Genomic DNA, 12,777 nt, shown 5'->3' with positions numbered 1-12,777 from the left:
CACGGCATGGCGCAGCAGGGCATCGCGGGTGGTCTGGGCAAATTCACCGAGCTGCGGCAGCGTCTGCTGTTCGTGCTGGGGGCCCTGGTCGTCTACCGGATCGGTTGCTTCGTTCCGGTTCCGGGCGTCAACCCGGACGCGATGCTCGCGCTGATGCAGGCGCAGGGCGGCGGCATCGTGGACATGTTCAACATGTTCTCGGGCGGCGCCCTGCACCGTTTCAGCATCTTCGCGCTGAACGTGATGCCGTACATCTCGGCGTCCATCGTCATCCAGCTGGGTGCGCACATCTTCCCGGCGCTCAAGGCGCTGCAGAAGGAAGGCGAGTCCGGCCGTCGCAAGATCACCCAGTACTCGCGCATCGGCGCGGTGCTGCTGGCGGTGGTGCAGGGCGGCAGCATCGCGCTGGCGCTGCAGCATCAGACCGCGCCGGGCGGCGCGCCGGTGGTGTATGCCCCGGGCCTGGGCTTCGTGGTCACCGCGATCGTGGCGCTCACCGCGGGCACCATCTTCCTGATGTGGGTCGGCGAGCAGGTCACCGAGCGCGGCATCGGTAACGGTGTGTCGCTGATCATCTTCTCGGGCATCGTCGCCGGCCTGCCGGCCGCGGTGATCCACACCTTCGGCGCCGTCAACGACGGCACGATGAGCCCCATCGCGCTGATCATCGTGGCGGTGGTGGTGTTCGCGTTCACCTGGTTCGTGGTGTTCGTCGAGCGCGGGCAACGCCGGATCACGGTCAACTACGCGCGCCGCCAGGGCGGTCGCAACGCGTACATGAACCAGACCTCGTTCCTGCCGCTCAAGCTCAACATGGCCGGCGTGATCCCGCCGATCTTCGCCTCGTCCATCCTGGCCTTCCCGGCCACGCTGGCGATGTGGTCCGGTCAGTCGCCGATGGCGGTGACCCTGCAGCGCATCTCCCAGGCGCTGTCGCCGGGCGAGCCGCTGCACATGATCGTGTTCGCGGCGATGATCATCGGCTTCGCGTTCTTCTACACCGCGCTGGTCTTCAACTCGCAGGAAACCGCCGAGAATCTGAAGAAGTCCGGCGCGCTGATCCCGGGCATCCGTCCCGGCAAGGCCACCGCCGACTACGTCGACGGCGTGCTGACCCGCCTGACGGCCGCCGGTTCGCTGTATCTGGTGGCGGTGTGCCTGCTGCCGGAAGTGATGCGCACCCAGCTGGGTACCTCGTTCTACTTCGGCGGCACCTCGCTGCTGATCGTGGTGGTGGTGGTGATGGACTTCATCGCGCAGATCCAGGCGCACCTGATGTCCCACCAGTACGAGAGCCTGTTGAAGAAGGCCAACCTGAAGGGCGGCAACCGCGGCCTGTCGCGCGGCTGACCTCTTCGGTTCGTGATTTAAGGCGGTCCCATCCGCCACCAAGCCTGGCCATCGGCCGGACTTTCAAAATGGGCGGCTCGTGCGGCGGTCTCGCGCGCGAGTGTGAAGCGGCTCGTCCCTGCGCCAGAGTAGCGCGGGCACCGGTGGACCCTTGCGGGTCTGTCCGGTAAGCGGCTTCCGGCGCCGGAGCATGGGCACACTCCCCATGCCGGGTCCGTGGAACCTCCCCAGGTTCCATGGACTTCCAAGCAACCCGAGACCTTGGTACAATTTCCAGTTCCCTACGCCATATGCCGTCAATCCGTGTTCACGGAGGGCGTGCAGCCGGCCATCAAACAGTTTGGAGAATCGCGTCATGGCGCGTATTGCAGGTGTCAACCTGCCTGCCCAGAAGCACGTCTGGGTGGGGCTGCAGAGCATTTACGGCATTGGCCGTACCCGGTCCAAGAAGGTCTGCGAAGCCGCAGGCGTGACGGTGACCACCAAGATCCGCGACCTGTCCGAGCCGGAAGTCGAGCGCCTGCGCGCCGAAGTCGGCAAGTACATCGTCGAGGGCGACCTGCGTCGCGAAGTCGGCATGGCGATCAAGCGCCTGATGGACCTGGGCTGCTACCGCGGCCTGCGCCATCGTCGTGGTCTGCCGCTGCGTGGCCAGCGCACCCGTACCAACGCCCGTACCCGCAAGGGTCCGCGTAAAGCCATCAAGAAGTAAGGGGCGAACATCATGGCAAAGCCGTCCGCCGCCAAGGCACCGAAGAAGAAGATCAAGCGCGTCGTCACCGACGGCGTCGCCCACGTCCACGCTTCGTTCAACAACACCATCGTCACCATCACCGACCGCCAGGGCAATGCGCTCTCGTGGGCCACGTCGGGCGGTGCGGGCTTCCGCGGTTCGCGCAAGTCCACCCCGTTCGCCGCGCAGGTCGCCGCCGAGAAGGCCGGCCGTGCCGCGCTGGACTACGGCCTGAAGTCGCTGGAAGTCCGCATCAAGGGTCCGGGTCCGGGCCGTGAGTCGGCCGTACGTTCGCTCAACAACGTCGGCTACAAGATCACCAACATCATCGACGTGACGCCTATCCCGCACAACGGGTGCCGTCCGCCGAAGAAGCGTCGCGTCTAAAGGGAGCGATTAGAAATGGCTCGTTATATCGGTCCTACCTGCAAACTCGCTCGTCGCGAAGGCGCAGACCTGTCCCTCAAGAGCCCGGCGCGCGCGCTGGACTCCAAGTGCAAGCTGGAGCAGAAGCCCGGCCAGCACGGTGCCACCGCCCGCAAGGGCAAGCTGTCCGATTACGCCACCCAGCTGCGCGAGAAGCAGAAGGTCAAGCGTATCTACGGTCTGCTGGAGCGCCAGTTCCGCAACTACTACAAGAAGGCCTCGACCAAGAAGGGCAACACCGGCGAGAACCTGCTGCAGCTGCTGGAAACCCGTCTGGACAACGTGATCTACCGCATGGGTTTTGCGGTCACCCGTCCGGCCGCCCGCCAGCTGGTCTCGCACCGCGGCGTGCTGGTCAACGGCAAGTCGGTCAACCTGCCTTCCTACCAGGTCAAGGCCGGCGACGCGATCGAGCTGTCGGAGAAAGCCCAGAAGCAGCTGCGCGTGCAGGAATCCCTGACCGTGGCCGAGCAGCTGGACCTGAGCCCGTCCTGGGTCGAGGTGGATTCGAAGAAGTTCGCCGGCGTGTTCAAGGCCGTGCCGGTCCGTTCGGACCTGCCCGCCGACATCAACGAAGCGCTGATCGTCGAGCTGTACTCGAAGTAATCACACACGCACCCCCGCCCTGGCGGGGGTTTGCAGGAGACAAAGCAACATGACGGGTATCACTCAGCAAGTGCTGCGCCCCCGCGGCCCGCAGATCGAGCGCCTGACCGACAACCGCGCCAAGGTGGTCATCGAACCGCTGGAGCGTGGCTACGGCCATACGCTGGGCAATGCGCTGCGCCGCGTGCTGCTGTCGTCCATCCCCGGCTTCGCCATCACCGAGGTCGAGATCGACGGCGTGCTGCACGAGTACAGCACCATCGAGGGTCTGCAGGAAGACGTGCTGGAAGTCTTGCTGAACCTCAAGGATGTGGCCATCCGCATCCACACCGGCGACAACGCCACCCTGAGCCTGACCAAGCAGGGCCCGGGCGTGGTCACCGCCGGCGACATCAAGACCGACCACAACGTCGAGATCCTTAATCCCGACCACGTGATCGCGCACCTGACCAAGGACATCGCGGTCAACCTGCGCCTGAAGATCGAGCGCGGCTTCGGCTATCAGCCGGCTGCCGCCCGTCGTCGTCCGGACGAAGAGAACCGCGCCATCGGCCGCCTGGTGCTGGACGCCTCGTTCTCGCCGGTCCGTCGCGTCGCCTACGCCGTCGAGTCCGCTCGCGTCGAACAGCGCACCGACCTGGACAAGCTGGTCCTGGACATCGAGACCAACGGCACGATCGACGCCGAGGAAGCCGTGCGCACCGCCGCCGACATCCTGAGCGACCAGCTGTCGGTGTTCGGCGACTTCACGCACCGCGACCGCGGCGCGCCGAAGCAGCAGACCGGCGGCGTGGATCCGGTGCTGCTGCGCCCGATCGACGACCTGGAGCTGACCGTGCGTTCGGCCAACTGCCTCAAGGCCGAGAGCATCTACTACATCGGCGATCTGATCCAGAAGACCGAAGTCGAGCTGCTCAAGACCCCGAACCTCGGCAAGAAGTCGCTGACCGAGATCAAGGAAGTCCTGGCCCAGCGCGGCCTGTCGCTCGGCATGAAGCTGGAGAACTGGCCGCCGGCCGGTGTTTCCCAGCACGGGATGATGGGGTAAGCCCAAGCCGCTTGCGCGGCACTGCCGCGCGCTTGGGCGAACGCCCGGCGCGCTGCGCCGGGCCGGGACGGGCGATCCGTCTCGGCTCGATGCTTCACCACAGTTAAGTCCAGCGATACCGCTTCACCCGCAACACCTCGACGACGGGCCGCAAAGGCCCGCGCGATGTCCGGACAGGATGACCGGATCAGGACCAACCGCAGTCCAGGCAACAACGCCACGAAGGCGACAGCGAACCTCAACAGCCGCACCATTCATCAGGAATCTACCTCATGCGTCACCAGAAAGCCGGCCGCAAGTTCAGCCGCACCAGCTCGCATCGCGCCGCGATGTTCTCCAACATGGCCGCCTCGCTGATCAAGCACGGCCTGATCAAGACCACCCTGCCCAAGGCCAAGGAACTGCGCCGCGTCGCCGAGCCGCTGATCACCCTGGCCAAGGTCGATGGCGTGGCCAACCGCCGTCTGGCCTTCGCGCGTCTGCGCGACAAGGAAGCGGTCGGCACCCTGTTCACCACCCTGGGCCCGCGCTACCAGTCGCGTCCGGGCGGCTACCTGCGCATCCTCAAGTGCGGCTTCCGCGCTGGCGACAACGCGCCGATGGCCTACGTGGAACTGGTCGATCGTCCGGAAGCGGCCGAGTAATCGACCCAGTCCCGCACGCGTCACCTGCAGACCCCGGCTCCTGGCCGGGGTTTTGCGTTTGGGGCGCAGGTCGCGTGGAGGGGCGGATTTGGCCCTGGGCGCGCGGGGTGGCGATAATGCGGGGACTTCCCCGTTGCCGCTGCCCATGAATCCTTTCCGTTGGTCCTTCCGCGCGCAATTCCTGGCCGGTTTCCTCGTGTGCGTCGGATTGCTGGGCGCCGCGCTGTACACCCAGTACTACCAGCACCAGATCCCGTGTCCGCTGTGCAGCTTCCAGCGCGGCGCGTTCGCGCTGCTGGGCCTGGTTTTCCTGATCGGCGGCCTGCATGGGCCGCGCAGTCGTGGCGGGCGCATCGTCTACGGCCTGCTGGGGCTGGTGCCGGCGCTGATCGGCATCGGCATCGCCGGGCGCCACGTGTGGCTGCAGCATCTGCCGGCCGACAAGGTGCCGGCCTGCGGCCCCGACCTGGCCTACATGATGGAAGCCTTCCCGCTGGGCGATGTGCTGCGCCAGGTGCTGACCGGCTCGGGCGAGTGCGCCGAGGTGACCTGGCGTCTGCTGGGCCTGTCGATGCCCGAGTGGAGCCTGCTGTGGTTCGTGGTGCTGACGCTGTGGCTGCTGCTCGCCGCCTTCCGCCGGCGCAAGCGCACGCTGCTGCGCGAGCTGCGCCCGTCCTGAGCGAACCTGGCGCCGGACCGGTCGCGCGCGTCGACCGGTCCGCAGCCTGGACGCGGCGCAGGTCGCCTCAGAAGTCCTGCTGCACGCTGAGGAACACGCCGCGACGCGGCGCCCACTGCGGCGCGAACACGCCGATGCCGCCGCCGTCGCGCAGCTGGTAGCTGCGATCCAGCGCGTTGACCGCGGCGACCTGCACATGCAGCGGATGCGAGGTGTCGGCCTCGAAGTCGTGCCCCGCGCTCAGGTTGAGCTGGAAGTAGGACGGCAGCGCCGCGCCATTGGGCACCGTGGCGGTATCGGTACGCAGGCCGCTGCCATAGAGATAGTTGGCGCCCACCCGGTTGTTGCCGGCGAAGCTGTAGTTGATGCCGCCCGACGAGGTGAGCTTCTGGTCGTGGTCCAGGTGGATCCAGTTGTCCGCCACATAGGCCAGGGCATCGGGGTCGAAGTTGTAGGCGCCGGTCATGACCTGCTTGCCCATCGCCCGGCTGTAGGCCGCATTGAAGTAGGCGCTCACCGGGCCGTTGCTGTAGTCGGCCGAGAACTCCAGGCCATGGACGTGGCCGTAGCGGTAGTTGAAGGTCGAATAGATGTAGGCGGCGCCGAACTGGCCTTCGTCCTGCAGGCGGTCGGCCAGGCGGTCGTAGGCGTCCAGGCCCAGGGTCAGGTGGTCGCCGACCTGCTGGGAGATGCCCAGGTCGTAGTAGTCGCTGCGCTCGCTGAGCGGGATCTGCGCGCCGGCGGCCAGCTGCTGGTTGGTGGTGCCATCGAACAGGGCGATGTCCCCGGAGGAGATCAGTTCGCTGGCTGGCGGGGTGAAGTAGCGCGCGTAGCCGGCGTGCAGGGTGGTGCTGTCGGTGGCGCGCCAGATCGCGCCTACGCGCGGGCTGAGCTGGCTCTCGGTCCGCCCGAAGGCCTTGTAGCGATCGCCGCGCAGGCCGTAGTTCACCGTCCAGTCCTCGCCGAGCTTCCACTCGTCCTGCAGGTAGAGCGCGGTGGTGCTCGCGTGGAAGCGGCTGCTGTCGCCGATCAGCTCGGGGATGTTGCTGGTCTGGTTGCCGTCGGCGTCGGCCGGGAAGACCCAGCTGTTGTTGCTGGCGGTGGCGTGTTCGAAGTCGCCGTACAGGCCGTAGCGCAAGGTGTGCGAGGCGCCCAGCGGGGTGGAGATATCGGCCTGCAGCACGTTGGCGCGGTTGCCGCGATCGACCTGCGAGGCGACGCCGTCGAAGATCAGATCGCCGGTGACGTCCGGATCGAAGGCCACGCTGCTGTAGCGCTGGCCCAGCGAGACCTGATAGGCGCTGTCGCCGACCAGGCCCTGCAGGGCGACGGTGGCGAAGCGGGTGTTCTCGCGCTGGCGTTCGTCCAGCGCGCTGGAATCGAAGTCGGTCTGGCCCTGGTCGTCGAAGGCCGGGGTCTGGCCCGGGTTGTTGGGCACCTGGAAGCGGTTGTTGGCGTAGCCGGCCATCACGCTCAGGCGCGTGTCCTCGTTGACCAGATAGGTCAGGTCGGCGAAGGCCTTGCCCTGGTGGGTCTTGTCGTGATCGGGCGTGCGGCTGTTGGTCGGGTTCTCCAGGCCGATCTTGTTCTGGTCATAGTCGCCGGTCACGAACCAGCTCCAGCGGCCCTGGCTGCCCCACCAGGCCAGCGAGGGATTGAAGGTGCCGAACGAGCCCGCGGTCACCCCGACGCTGCCGCCGTTGCCGAGCGCCTGGCCGCTCTTGGTGGTGATGTCGACCACCGCGGCGGTCCGGTCGCCGAACTGGGCCGGCAGCGCGCCGTCGAGCAGCCGGATGCTGGACACGGTGCGCGGGTCCAGGCTCTGGCCGAAGCCGGAGATCGACTCGGGCAGGATCACGCCGTTGATGCGGTACTGCAGATTGGCGTGGTCGCCGCGCACGTGGACGCCGCCGTAGGAGTCCTGGACGACGCCCGGCGCCTGCAGCAGCACCTGGTTCATCGGCGTGGAGGCGCCCAGCGGCAGCCGGTCGATGTCGGCCGCGGTGATGGTGAACTGGCTGCTGCCGATGTCCGGGGAGAGCGCATTGCGCGCCTCGTCCAGCTTGGCGTGGACCTTGACCACGTCCAGGTCGACGGTGGCGTCGGTGGGGGCGTCATCGGCCAGGGCAAGCAGGGGTGTGGTCGCCAGGGCCAGGGCGATGGCGGAGGCGAGCAGGGTCGGGGTCTTCATGGAGGGGGCGTGGGCCGTTGGGAAAATGTTATGAAGTAACGGTCCTCCTGTCAGGACTGTCATGCCTAGGCCGAAAGTCATGGGCGCGTGTCTTACGTTTCCTGGGGTTTAGAGACCTCAGAAAACTGTCGGAATTGACAGGAAGTGCGTGCGAGGCCCCGCGCTCTGCGATCATGGCGGCTTCTCCAGGAGCCCCGCATGTCCGCCGCAGCCCCCGCCATTCCCTTTCCTGCCGCCTCCGGCGACTGGCGCCCCGACAGCTGGCGCGCGCGCCCGGCGATGCAGCTGCCGACCTATCCCGACGCCGAGGCGCTGGACCGGGCGGTCGAGGAGCTCGGCCGGTTGCCGCCGCTGGTGACCTCATGGGAGATCTTCGCGCTGAAGAAGCAGCTGGCCGAGGCACAGGAAGGCAAGCGCTTCGTGCTGCAGGGCGGCGACTGCGCCGAGAGCTTCTCCGACTGCGAGTCCGGGCTGATCTCCAACCGGCTGAAGGTGCTGCTGCAGATGAGCCTGGTGCTGGTGCACGGGTTGCAGCTGCCGGTGGTGCGCGTCGGGCGCTTCGCCGGGCAGTACGCCAAGCCGCGTTCGACCGACATGGAGACCCGCGGCGAGATCACCCTGCCGAGCTATCGCGGCGACCTGGTCAATGGGCCCGAGTTCACCGCGCAGGCGCGCATTCCCGATCCGCAGCGCATGATCCGCGCGCATTCGCGCTCGGCCATGACGATGAACTTCGTGCGGGCGCTGATCGACGGCGGCTTCGCCGACCTGCACCATCCCGAGTACTGGAACCTCAGCTGGGTCGGCTACTCGCCGCTGGCCAACGAATACCAGCAGATGGTGGCCGACATCGGCGGCGCGGTGCGCTTCATGGAAACCCTGGCCGGCGCCGAGGTGCACAACCTCAACCGCATCGATTTCTACACCTCGCACGAAGCGCTGCTGCTGCCCTACGAGCAGGCGCTGACCCGCGAGGTCCCGCGTCAGCACGGCTGGTTCAACCTGTCCACGCACTATCCCTGGATCGGCATGCGCACCGCGGCGGTCGATGGCGCGCACGTGGAATATCTGCGCGGCGTGCACAATCCGATCGCGGTGAAGGTCGGCCCGTCGGTGAAGCCCGATCAGTTGCTGGCGCTGATGGACATCCTCAATCCGGACGACGAGCCGGGCCGGCTGACCTTCATCCATCGCATGGGCGCGGCGCAGATCGCCGAGAAGCTGCCACCGCTGCTGGAGGCGGTCAAGCGCGACGGCCGGCGCGTGCTGTGGGTGTGCGATGCGATGCATGGCAATACCGAGTCGACCAGCAACGGCTTCAAGACGCGCCGCTTCGACAACGTGCGCGGCGAGGTCGAGCAGGCCTTCGACATCCATGCCGCGGTCGGCACGCGCCTGGGCGGCGTGCACCTGGAGCTGACCGGCGAGGACGTCACCGAATGCACCGGCGGCGCGCGCGAGCTGACCGATGTGGACCTGGAGCGCGCCTACCGCTCGACCGTCGATCCGCGCCTGAACTATGAGCAGTCGCTGGAGATCGCCATGTCGATCGTGCGCAAGCAGCGGCAGCTGCAGGCGACGGCGGGCTAGAGGTCTTCGGTGGGAGCCGCCGTGGCAGCGATGAGGCCTTCCCGGGAAAGCCTCATCGCCGCCATGGCGGCTCCCACAAGCCCTTCTAAGGCGTGATGCGCCCAGTCGTTCGAGACGCGCGCCCACATGCCCTCGACGCGCGTTTTGGCAGTCTCCGGTGGGGATGGCTGACCTGCACTGGACGACCGCGCGCGACTACGTGATCCCGCTGGGAATTTCCCTGGCGCTGGGCGTGCTCGCCTGGGGATTGTTCGCCTGGCTGGAGCGGCGCTCGCGCGGCAAGGATTTCCGGCGCGCACGCATCACCCGCATCCTCAGCCTGCCGCTGGCCTTTGTGCTGCCGCTGATCTTTCTGCGCGCCGGGCTCGAGGCCACACCGCTCAAGGACGCGCAGCTGCAGCTGGTCAAGCAACTGCTGCATATCGGCATCGTCGCCTGCGTGACCTGGCTGCTGGTGCGCGTAGTGGCCGGCATCGTGGCGGCGATCCTGCGCGACAACCGCATCGACGTGGCCGACAACCTGCATGCGCGCACCATCCATACCCAGGCGCGCGTGCTGGGGCGCGTGGCCTCCGGCGCGGTGATCCTGGTCGGCGCCTCGGTGGTGCTGCTGCAGTTCGACGAGGTGCGTCAGCTCGGTCGCACGCTGCTGGCCTCGGCCGGCATCCTCGGGCTGGTGGCGGGCATCGCGGCCAAGCCGGTGTTCGGCAACCTGATCGCCGGCTTGCAGATCGCGCTGACCCAGCCGATCCGCCTGGACGACGTGGTCATCGTCGAGGGCGAATGGGGCCGCATCGAGGAGATCACCAGTTCCTTCGTGGTGGTGCACATCTGGGATCAGCGCCGCATGGTGGTGCCGCTGACCTGGTTCATCGAGAATCCGTTCCAGAACTGGACGCGGCGCAGCGCCGACATGCTCGGCACGGTATTCCTGTGGCTGGACTACCGCACCCCGATGGCCGCCGTGCGCGCCGAGACCGAACGCGTGTGCCGCGAGGATCCGCGCTGGGACGGCCGGGTCTGCATCGCCCAGGTCACCGAGACCTCCGAGACCGCCATGCAGGTGCGCCTGCTGGTCAGCGCGCGCAGTTCCGGCGATGCCTTCGACCTGCGCTGCGTGGTGCGCGAGCGCGTGCTGGACTACCTGGCGCGCGAGTATCCCGACGCGCTGCCGCGTCAGCGCAACATGCTCACCCGCGAACAGACCCCGCCCGACACGCCGCAGGTGTTGCCCAGCGCGCGCCAGACCTCCTCGCCCGGCGCCGAGGACGGCCCGCCGCCGGTTTCGCCAGAGTCGCCTGGCCCGGTGCCACCGCCGTCGCACTGATCCGCCGGGCGCGCGACACTCAGGGCGTGCGCGGTTCCAGCGTGGCGCGATACGCGGGCGGGACGCGCGCCTGGGTGCGCTGCTCGTAGTCGTAGCCCAGCCCGATCAGCTTTGCCTCGCTCCAGGCGGTGCCCATGAACAGCAGGCCCAGCGGCAGCCCGCGGCTGTCGCCCATCGGGATGGTCAGGCTGGGATAGCCGGCCACCGCCGCCGCGCCGTAGCCGGCGCCGGGGAAGGGATCCTTGAACGCCGGGTCGGTGCGCCAGGCCGGGCCCGTCGCCGCGGCGACCAGGGCGTCCAGGTGCTGCGCCTTGAGCGCCGCATCGATGCCTTCCGGGCCGGCCAGCCGCTTGATGCGCGAACGGGCCTGGATGTAGGCCGGGTCGTTCAGGCCGCCCATCGCCGCGGACTCTTCGAACAGGTCCTGCCCGAACAGCGCCAGCTCCTCGCGCGCATGCTGCTGGTTGAAGCCGATCAGCTGCTGCAGCGAGTCCACCGGCGCGCCCTTGCTGGTGAGATAGCGCGCCAGCCCGTTCTTGAACTCGGTCTTGAGCACCAGCAGTTCGTCCTGGTCCCACTGGCCGGCGGTGGGGATCTCGGCGTCGACCACGGTCGCGCCCGCCGCGCGCAGGGTCGCGACCGCGCCTTCCATCGCCTTGGCCACGTCGGGGCCGAACTTGAAGCTGCTGCGGACCACGCCGATGCGTGCGCCCTTGAGCGCGCCGGGGCGCAGGCGCGAGACGTAGTCCAGCGGGGCATTGAGTGTGGCGTATCCGGTGCTGGCATCGGCGCTGTCGCGACCGGCCATCGCCGCCAGCAGGATGGCCGCATCGGCCACAGTGCGGGTGATCGGCCCGGCGGTGTCCTGGCTCCAGGAGATCGGCACGATGCCGTCGCGGCTGACCAGGCCGACGGTGGGCTTCAGCCCCACCGCGCCGTTGACCGCCGCCGGGCAGATGATGCTGCCGTCGGTCTCGGTGCCGACCGTGGCCGCGGCCAGATTGGCCGAGGCGGCCACGCCGCTGCCGGCGCTGGACCCGCAGGGGTTGCGGTCCAGCACATAGGGGTTATGGGTCTGGCCGCCGACCGCGCTCCAGCCGGAGATCGAGTCGCTGGAGCGGAAGTTGGCCCACTCCGAGAGGTTGGTCTTGCCCAGGATCACCGCGCCGGCCTCGCGCAGGCGCTTGACCAGGAAGGCGTCGGCCTTGGGATGGAAATCGCGCAGCGCCAGCGAGCCGGCGGTGGTGGCCATCGGCGTGGCGTCGATGTTGTCCTTGAGCAGGATCGGGATGCCCTGCAGCGGCCCGCGCACGGTGCCGCCGGCGCGCTCGCGGTCGCGCAGCGCCGCCTCTGTCATCGCCTCGGGATTGAGCTGGATCACGGCATTGAGGTGCGGCCCGGCGCGATCGACCTGGGCGATGCGGTCCAGGTAGGCGCGGGTCAGGGTGCGGCTGTCCAGCGCGCCGCGCTGCATCTGCTCCTGCAACTGGGCGATGGTCAGCTCGGCATAGCGGAACTGGGCGGGCGCGGCGGTCTTGGGCGGCGCGGACGCCGGGGCGGTGCAGCCGGCCAGCGCGGCCAGGCACGACAGCGTCAGTGCAAGCCTGAAGGCGTGCATCGGTTCGATCCCCTCATGCGGATCGTCGCAGGCTAAACGCAGCGGCGCGGGGGCCGCAAGCGGCTCAGTGGCGCCGGCGGCGGATCAGGTCGCGGGCCAGCACGGCCACCACGATCACGTTGATCAGCACCACCACGGCCGTATGCCAGCCCGGGTGCCGGACCAGCGCGTACATGTCGAAGGGCAGGTAGACCGCCGTGCCCACGCAGCCCAGCCACGAGGCCCAGGCCTTGGCCCGCCACAGGCCCCAGGATTCCACCAGCCGCCAGAGCGCATAGATGGCCACCACGGCCACGGCCAGGTGTACCGCCTTGGGGTCGATCTGCTTGAGCAGCGAGGGCAGGGCGCCGTGCGCCGGGTCCAGATGGAAGCGCTCGATCAGCCAGTACACCGCGCGCCGGATCGGGTCGGGCCCGAGGACTTCCAGGCTGGCCGCGGCGATCAGGGCCAGCAGACCCTTGGCCAGTTCGAACAACGCCAGCGCATGCAGGCCCGGATGCGCGTGCGGATCCGGATCGTAGGGACGTTGGGTATGAGGCATCGGGCCGGAAGGATACGCCGGTTG

At 68.2% G+C, this 12,777-nt stretch carries 12 protein-coding genes; 9 read left to right on the top strand and 3 right to left on the bottom strand.

The window, feature by feature from the left end; translation table 11 throughout:
- The first annotated feature begins 6 nt into the window (after nucleotides 1–6).
- The 7 genes from secY (at nucleotide 7) to EAT51_RS00610 (ending at nucleotide 5,486) form a co-directional block, all read left to right on the top strand.
- Entirely contained in the window at nucleotides 7–1,350 is a 1,344-nt protein-coding gene (secY, locus tag EAT51_RS00640; RefSeq protein WP_130516000.1) for a preprotein translocase subunit SecY, read from the top strand.
- A 355-nt stretch (nucleotides 1,351–1,705) separates the two neighbouring features.
- Nucleotides 1,706–2,062, top strand: a complete 357-nt coding sequence (gene rpsM, locus EAT51_RS00635) for a 30S ribosomal protein S13 (RefSeq protein ID WP_130516001.1) — start codon at nucleotides 1,706–1,708, stop codon at nucleotides 2,060–2,062.
- Nucleotides 2,063–2,074: 12 nt separating this feature from the next.
- Nucleotides 2,075–2,470 carry a 30S ribosomal protein S11 gene (gene rpsK / locus EAT51_RS00630; RefSeq protein WP_130516003.1) on the top strand — a complete coding sequence of 132 codons (396 nt, stop codon included), beginning with the start codon at nucleotides 2,075–2,077 and terminating at the stop codon, nucleotides 2,468–2,470.
- Nucleotides 2,471–2,485: 15 nt separating this feature from the next.
- Complete coding sequence (rpsD, locus tag EAT51_RS00625) at nucleotides 2,486–3,115, top strand: 30S ribosomal protein S4 (protein ID WP_014161359.1); 630 nt, start codon at nucleotides 2,486–2,488, stop codon at nucleotides 3,113–3,115.
- 49 nt (nucleotides 3,116–3,164) lie between these two features.
- Nucleotides 3,165–4,163 carry a DNA-directed RNA polymerase subunit alpha gene (locus EAT51_RS00620; RefSeq protein WP_130516005.1) on the top strand — a complete coding sequence of 333 codons (999 nt, stop codon included), beginning with the start codon at nucleotides 3,165–3,167 and terminating at the stop codon, nucleotides 4,161–4,163.
- Between the two features lie 272 nt (nucleotides 4,164–4,435).
- The gene (gene rplQ / locus EAT51_RS00615) at nucleotides 4,436–4,807 is read left to right on the top strand and encodes a 50S ribosomal protein L17 (RefSeq protein ID WP_130516007.1); all 372 of its coding nucleotides are present in this window, start codon (nucleotides 4,436–4,438) and stop codon (nucleotides 4,805–4,807) included.
- A 145-nt stretch (nucleotides 4,808–4,952) separates the two neighbouring features.
- Nucleotides 4,953–5,486, top strand: a complete 534-nt coding sequence (locus EAT51_RS00610; RefSeq protein ID WP_130516009.1) for a disulfide bond formation protein B — start codon at nucleotides 4,953–4,955, stop codon at nucleotides 5,484–5,486.
- 67 nt (nucleotides 5,487–5,553) lie between these two features.
- Here EAT51_RS00610 and EAT51_RS00605 read toward each other — a convergent pair whose 3' ends face one another.
- Entirely contained in the window at nucleotides 5,554–7,677 is a 2,124-nt protein-coding gene (locus EAT51_RS00605; RefSeq protein WP_130516011.1) for a TonB-dependent receptor, read from the bottom strand.
- Nucleotides 7,678–7,875: 198 nt separating this feature from the next.
- On the opposite strand from EAT51_RS00605, the gene EAT51_RS00600 reads away from it, so the two are divergent.
- Nucleotides 7,876–9,267, top strand: coding sequence for a class II 3-deoxy-7-phosphoheptulonate synthase (locus EAT51_RS00600; protein ID WP_130516013.1), 1,392 nt, complete (start codon nucleotides 7,876–7,878; stop codon nucleotides 9,265–9,267).
- Between the two features lie 163 nt (nucleotides 9,268–9,430).
- Complete coding sequence (locus EAT51_RS00595) at nucleotides 9,431–10,594, top strand: mechanosensitive ion channel family protein (protein WP_130516015.1); 1,164 nt, start codon at nucleotides 9,431–9,433, stop codon at nucleotides 10,592–10,594.
- A gap of 19 nt (nucleotides 10,595–10,613) precedes the next feature.
- Here EAT51_RS00595 and EAT51_RS00590 read toward each other — a convergent pair whose 3' ends face one another.
- Entirely contained in the window at nucleotides 10,614–12,212 is a 1,599-nt protein-coding gene (locus EAT51_RS00590) for an amidase (protein WP_130516017.1), read from the bottom strand.
- A gap of 64 nt (nucleotides 12,213–12,276) precedes the next feature.
- Nucleotides 12,277–12,753 carry a DUF2127 domain-containing protein gene (locus tag EAT51_RS00585; RefSeq protein WP_130516019.1) on the bottom strand — a complete coding sequence of 159 codons (477 nt, stop codon included), beginning with the start codon at nucleotides 12,751–12,753 and terminating at the stop codon, nucleotides 12,277–12,279.
- Between the last annotated feature and the right edge of the window lie 24 nt (nucleotides 12,754–12,777).

Source organism: Pseudoxanthomonas winnipegensis (assembly GCF_004283755.1).
Lineage (GTDB): Bacteria > Pseudomonadota > Gammaproteobacteria > Xanthomonadales > Xanthomonadaceae > Pseudoxanthomonas_A > Pseudoxanthomonas_A winnipegensis.
This window is presented reverse-complemented; position numbering and strand designations above follow the sequence as displayed.

Coding starts and splice junctions, on each gene's coding strand:
- secY (WP_130516000.1), top strand. CDS start 7: ATGGCGCAGCAGGGCATCGCGGGTGGTCTGGGCAAATTCACCGAGCTG.
- rpsM (WP_130516001.1), top strand. CDS start 1,706: ATGGCGCGTATTGCAGGTGTCAACCTGCCTGCCCAGAAGCACGTCTGG.
- rpsK (WP_130516003.1), top strand. CDS start 2,075: ATGGCAAAGCCGTCCGCCGCCAAGGCACCGAAGAAGAAGATCAAGCGC.
- rpsD (WP_014161359.1), top strand. CDS start 2,486: ATGGCTCGTTATATCGGTCCTACCTGCAAACTCGCTCGTCGCGAAGGC.
- EAT51_RS00620 (WP_130516005.1), top strand. CDS start 3,165: ATGACGGGTATCACTCAGCAAGTGCTGCGCCCCCGCGGCCCGCAGATC.
- rplQ (WP_130516007.1), top strand. CDS start 4,436: ATGCGTCACCAGAAAGCCGGCCGCAAGTTCAGCCGCACCAGCTCGCAT.
- EAT51_RS00610 (WP_130516009.1), top strand. CDS start 4,953: ATGAATCCTTTCCGTTGGTCCTTCCGCGCGCAATTCCTGGCCGGTTTC.
- EAT51_RS00605 (WP_130516011.1), bottom strand. CDS start 7,677: ATGAAGACCCCGACCCTGCTCGCCTCCGCCATCGCCCTGGCCCTGGCG.
- EAT51_RS00600 (WP_130516013.1), top strand. CDS start 7,876: ATGTCCGCCGCAGCCCCCGCCATTCCCTTTCCTGCCGCCTCCGGCGAC.
- EAT51_RS00595 (WP_130516015.1), top strand. CDS start 9,431: ATGGCTGACCTGCACTGGACGACCGCGCGCGACTACGTGATCCCGCTG.
- EAT51_RS00590 (WP_130516017.1), bottom strand. CDS start 12,212: ATGCACGCCTTCAGGCTTGCACTGACGCTGTCGTGCCTGGCCGCGCTG.
- EAT51_RS00585 (WP_130516019.1), bottom strand. CDS start 12,753: ATGCCTCATACCCAACGTCCCTACGATCCGGATCCGCACGCGCATCCG.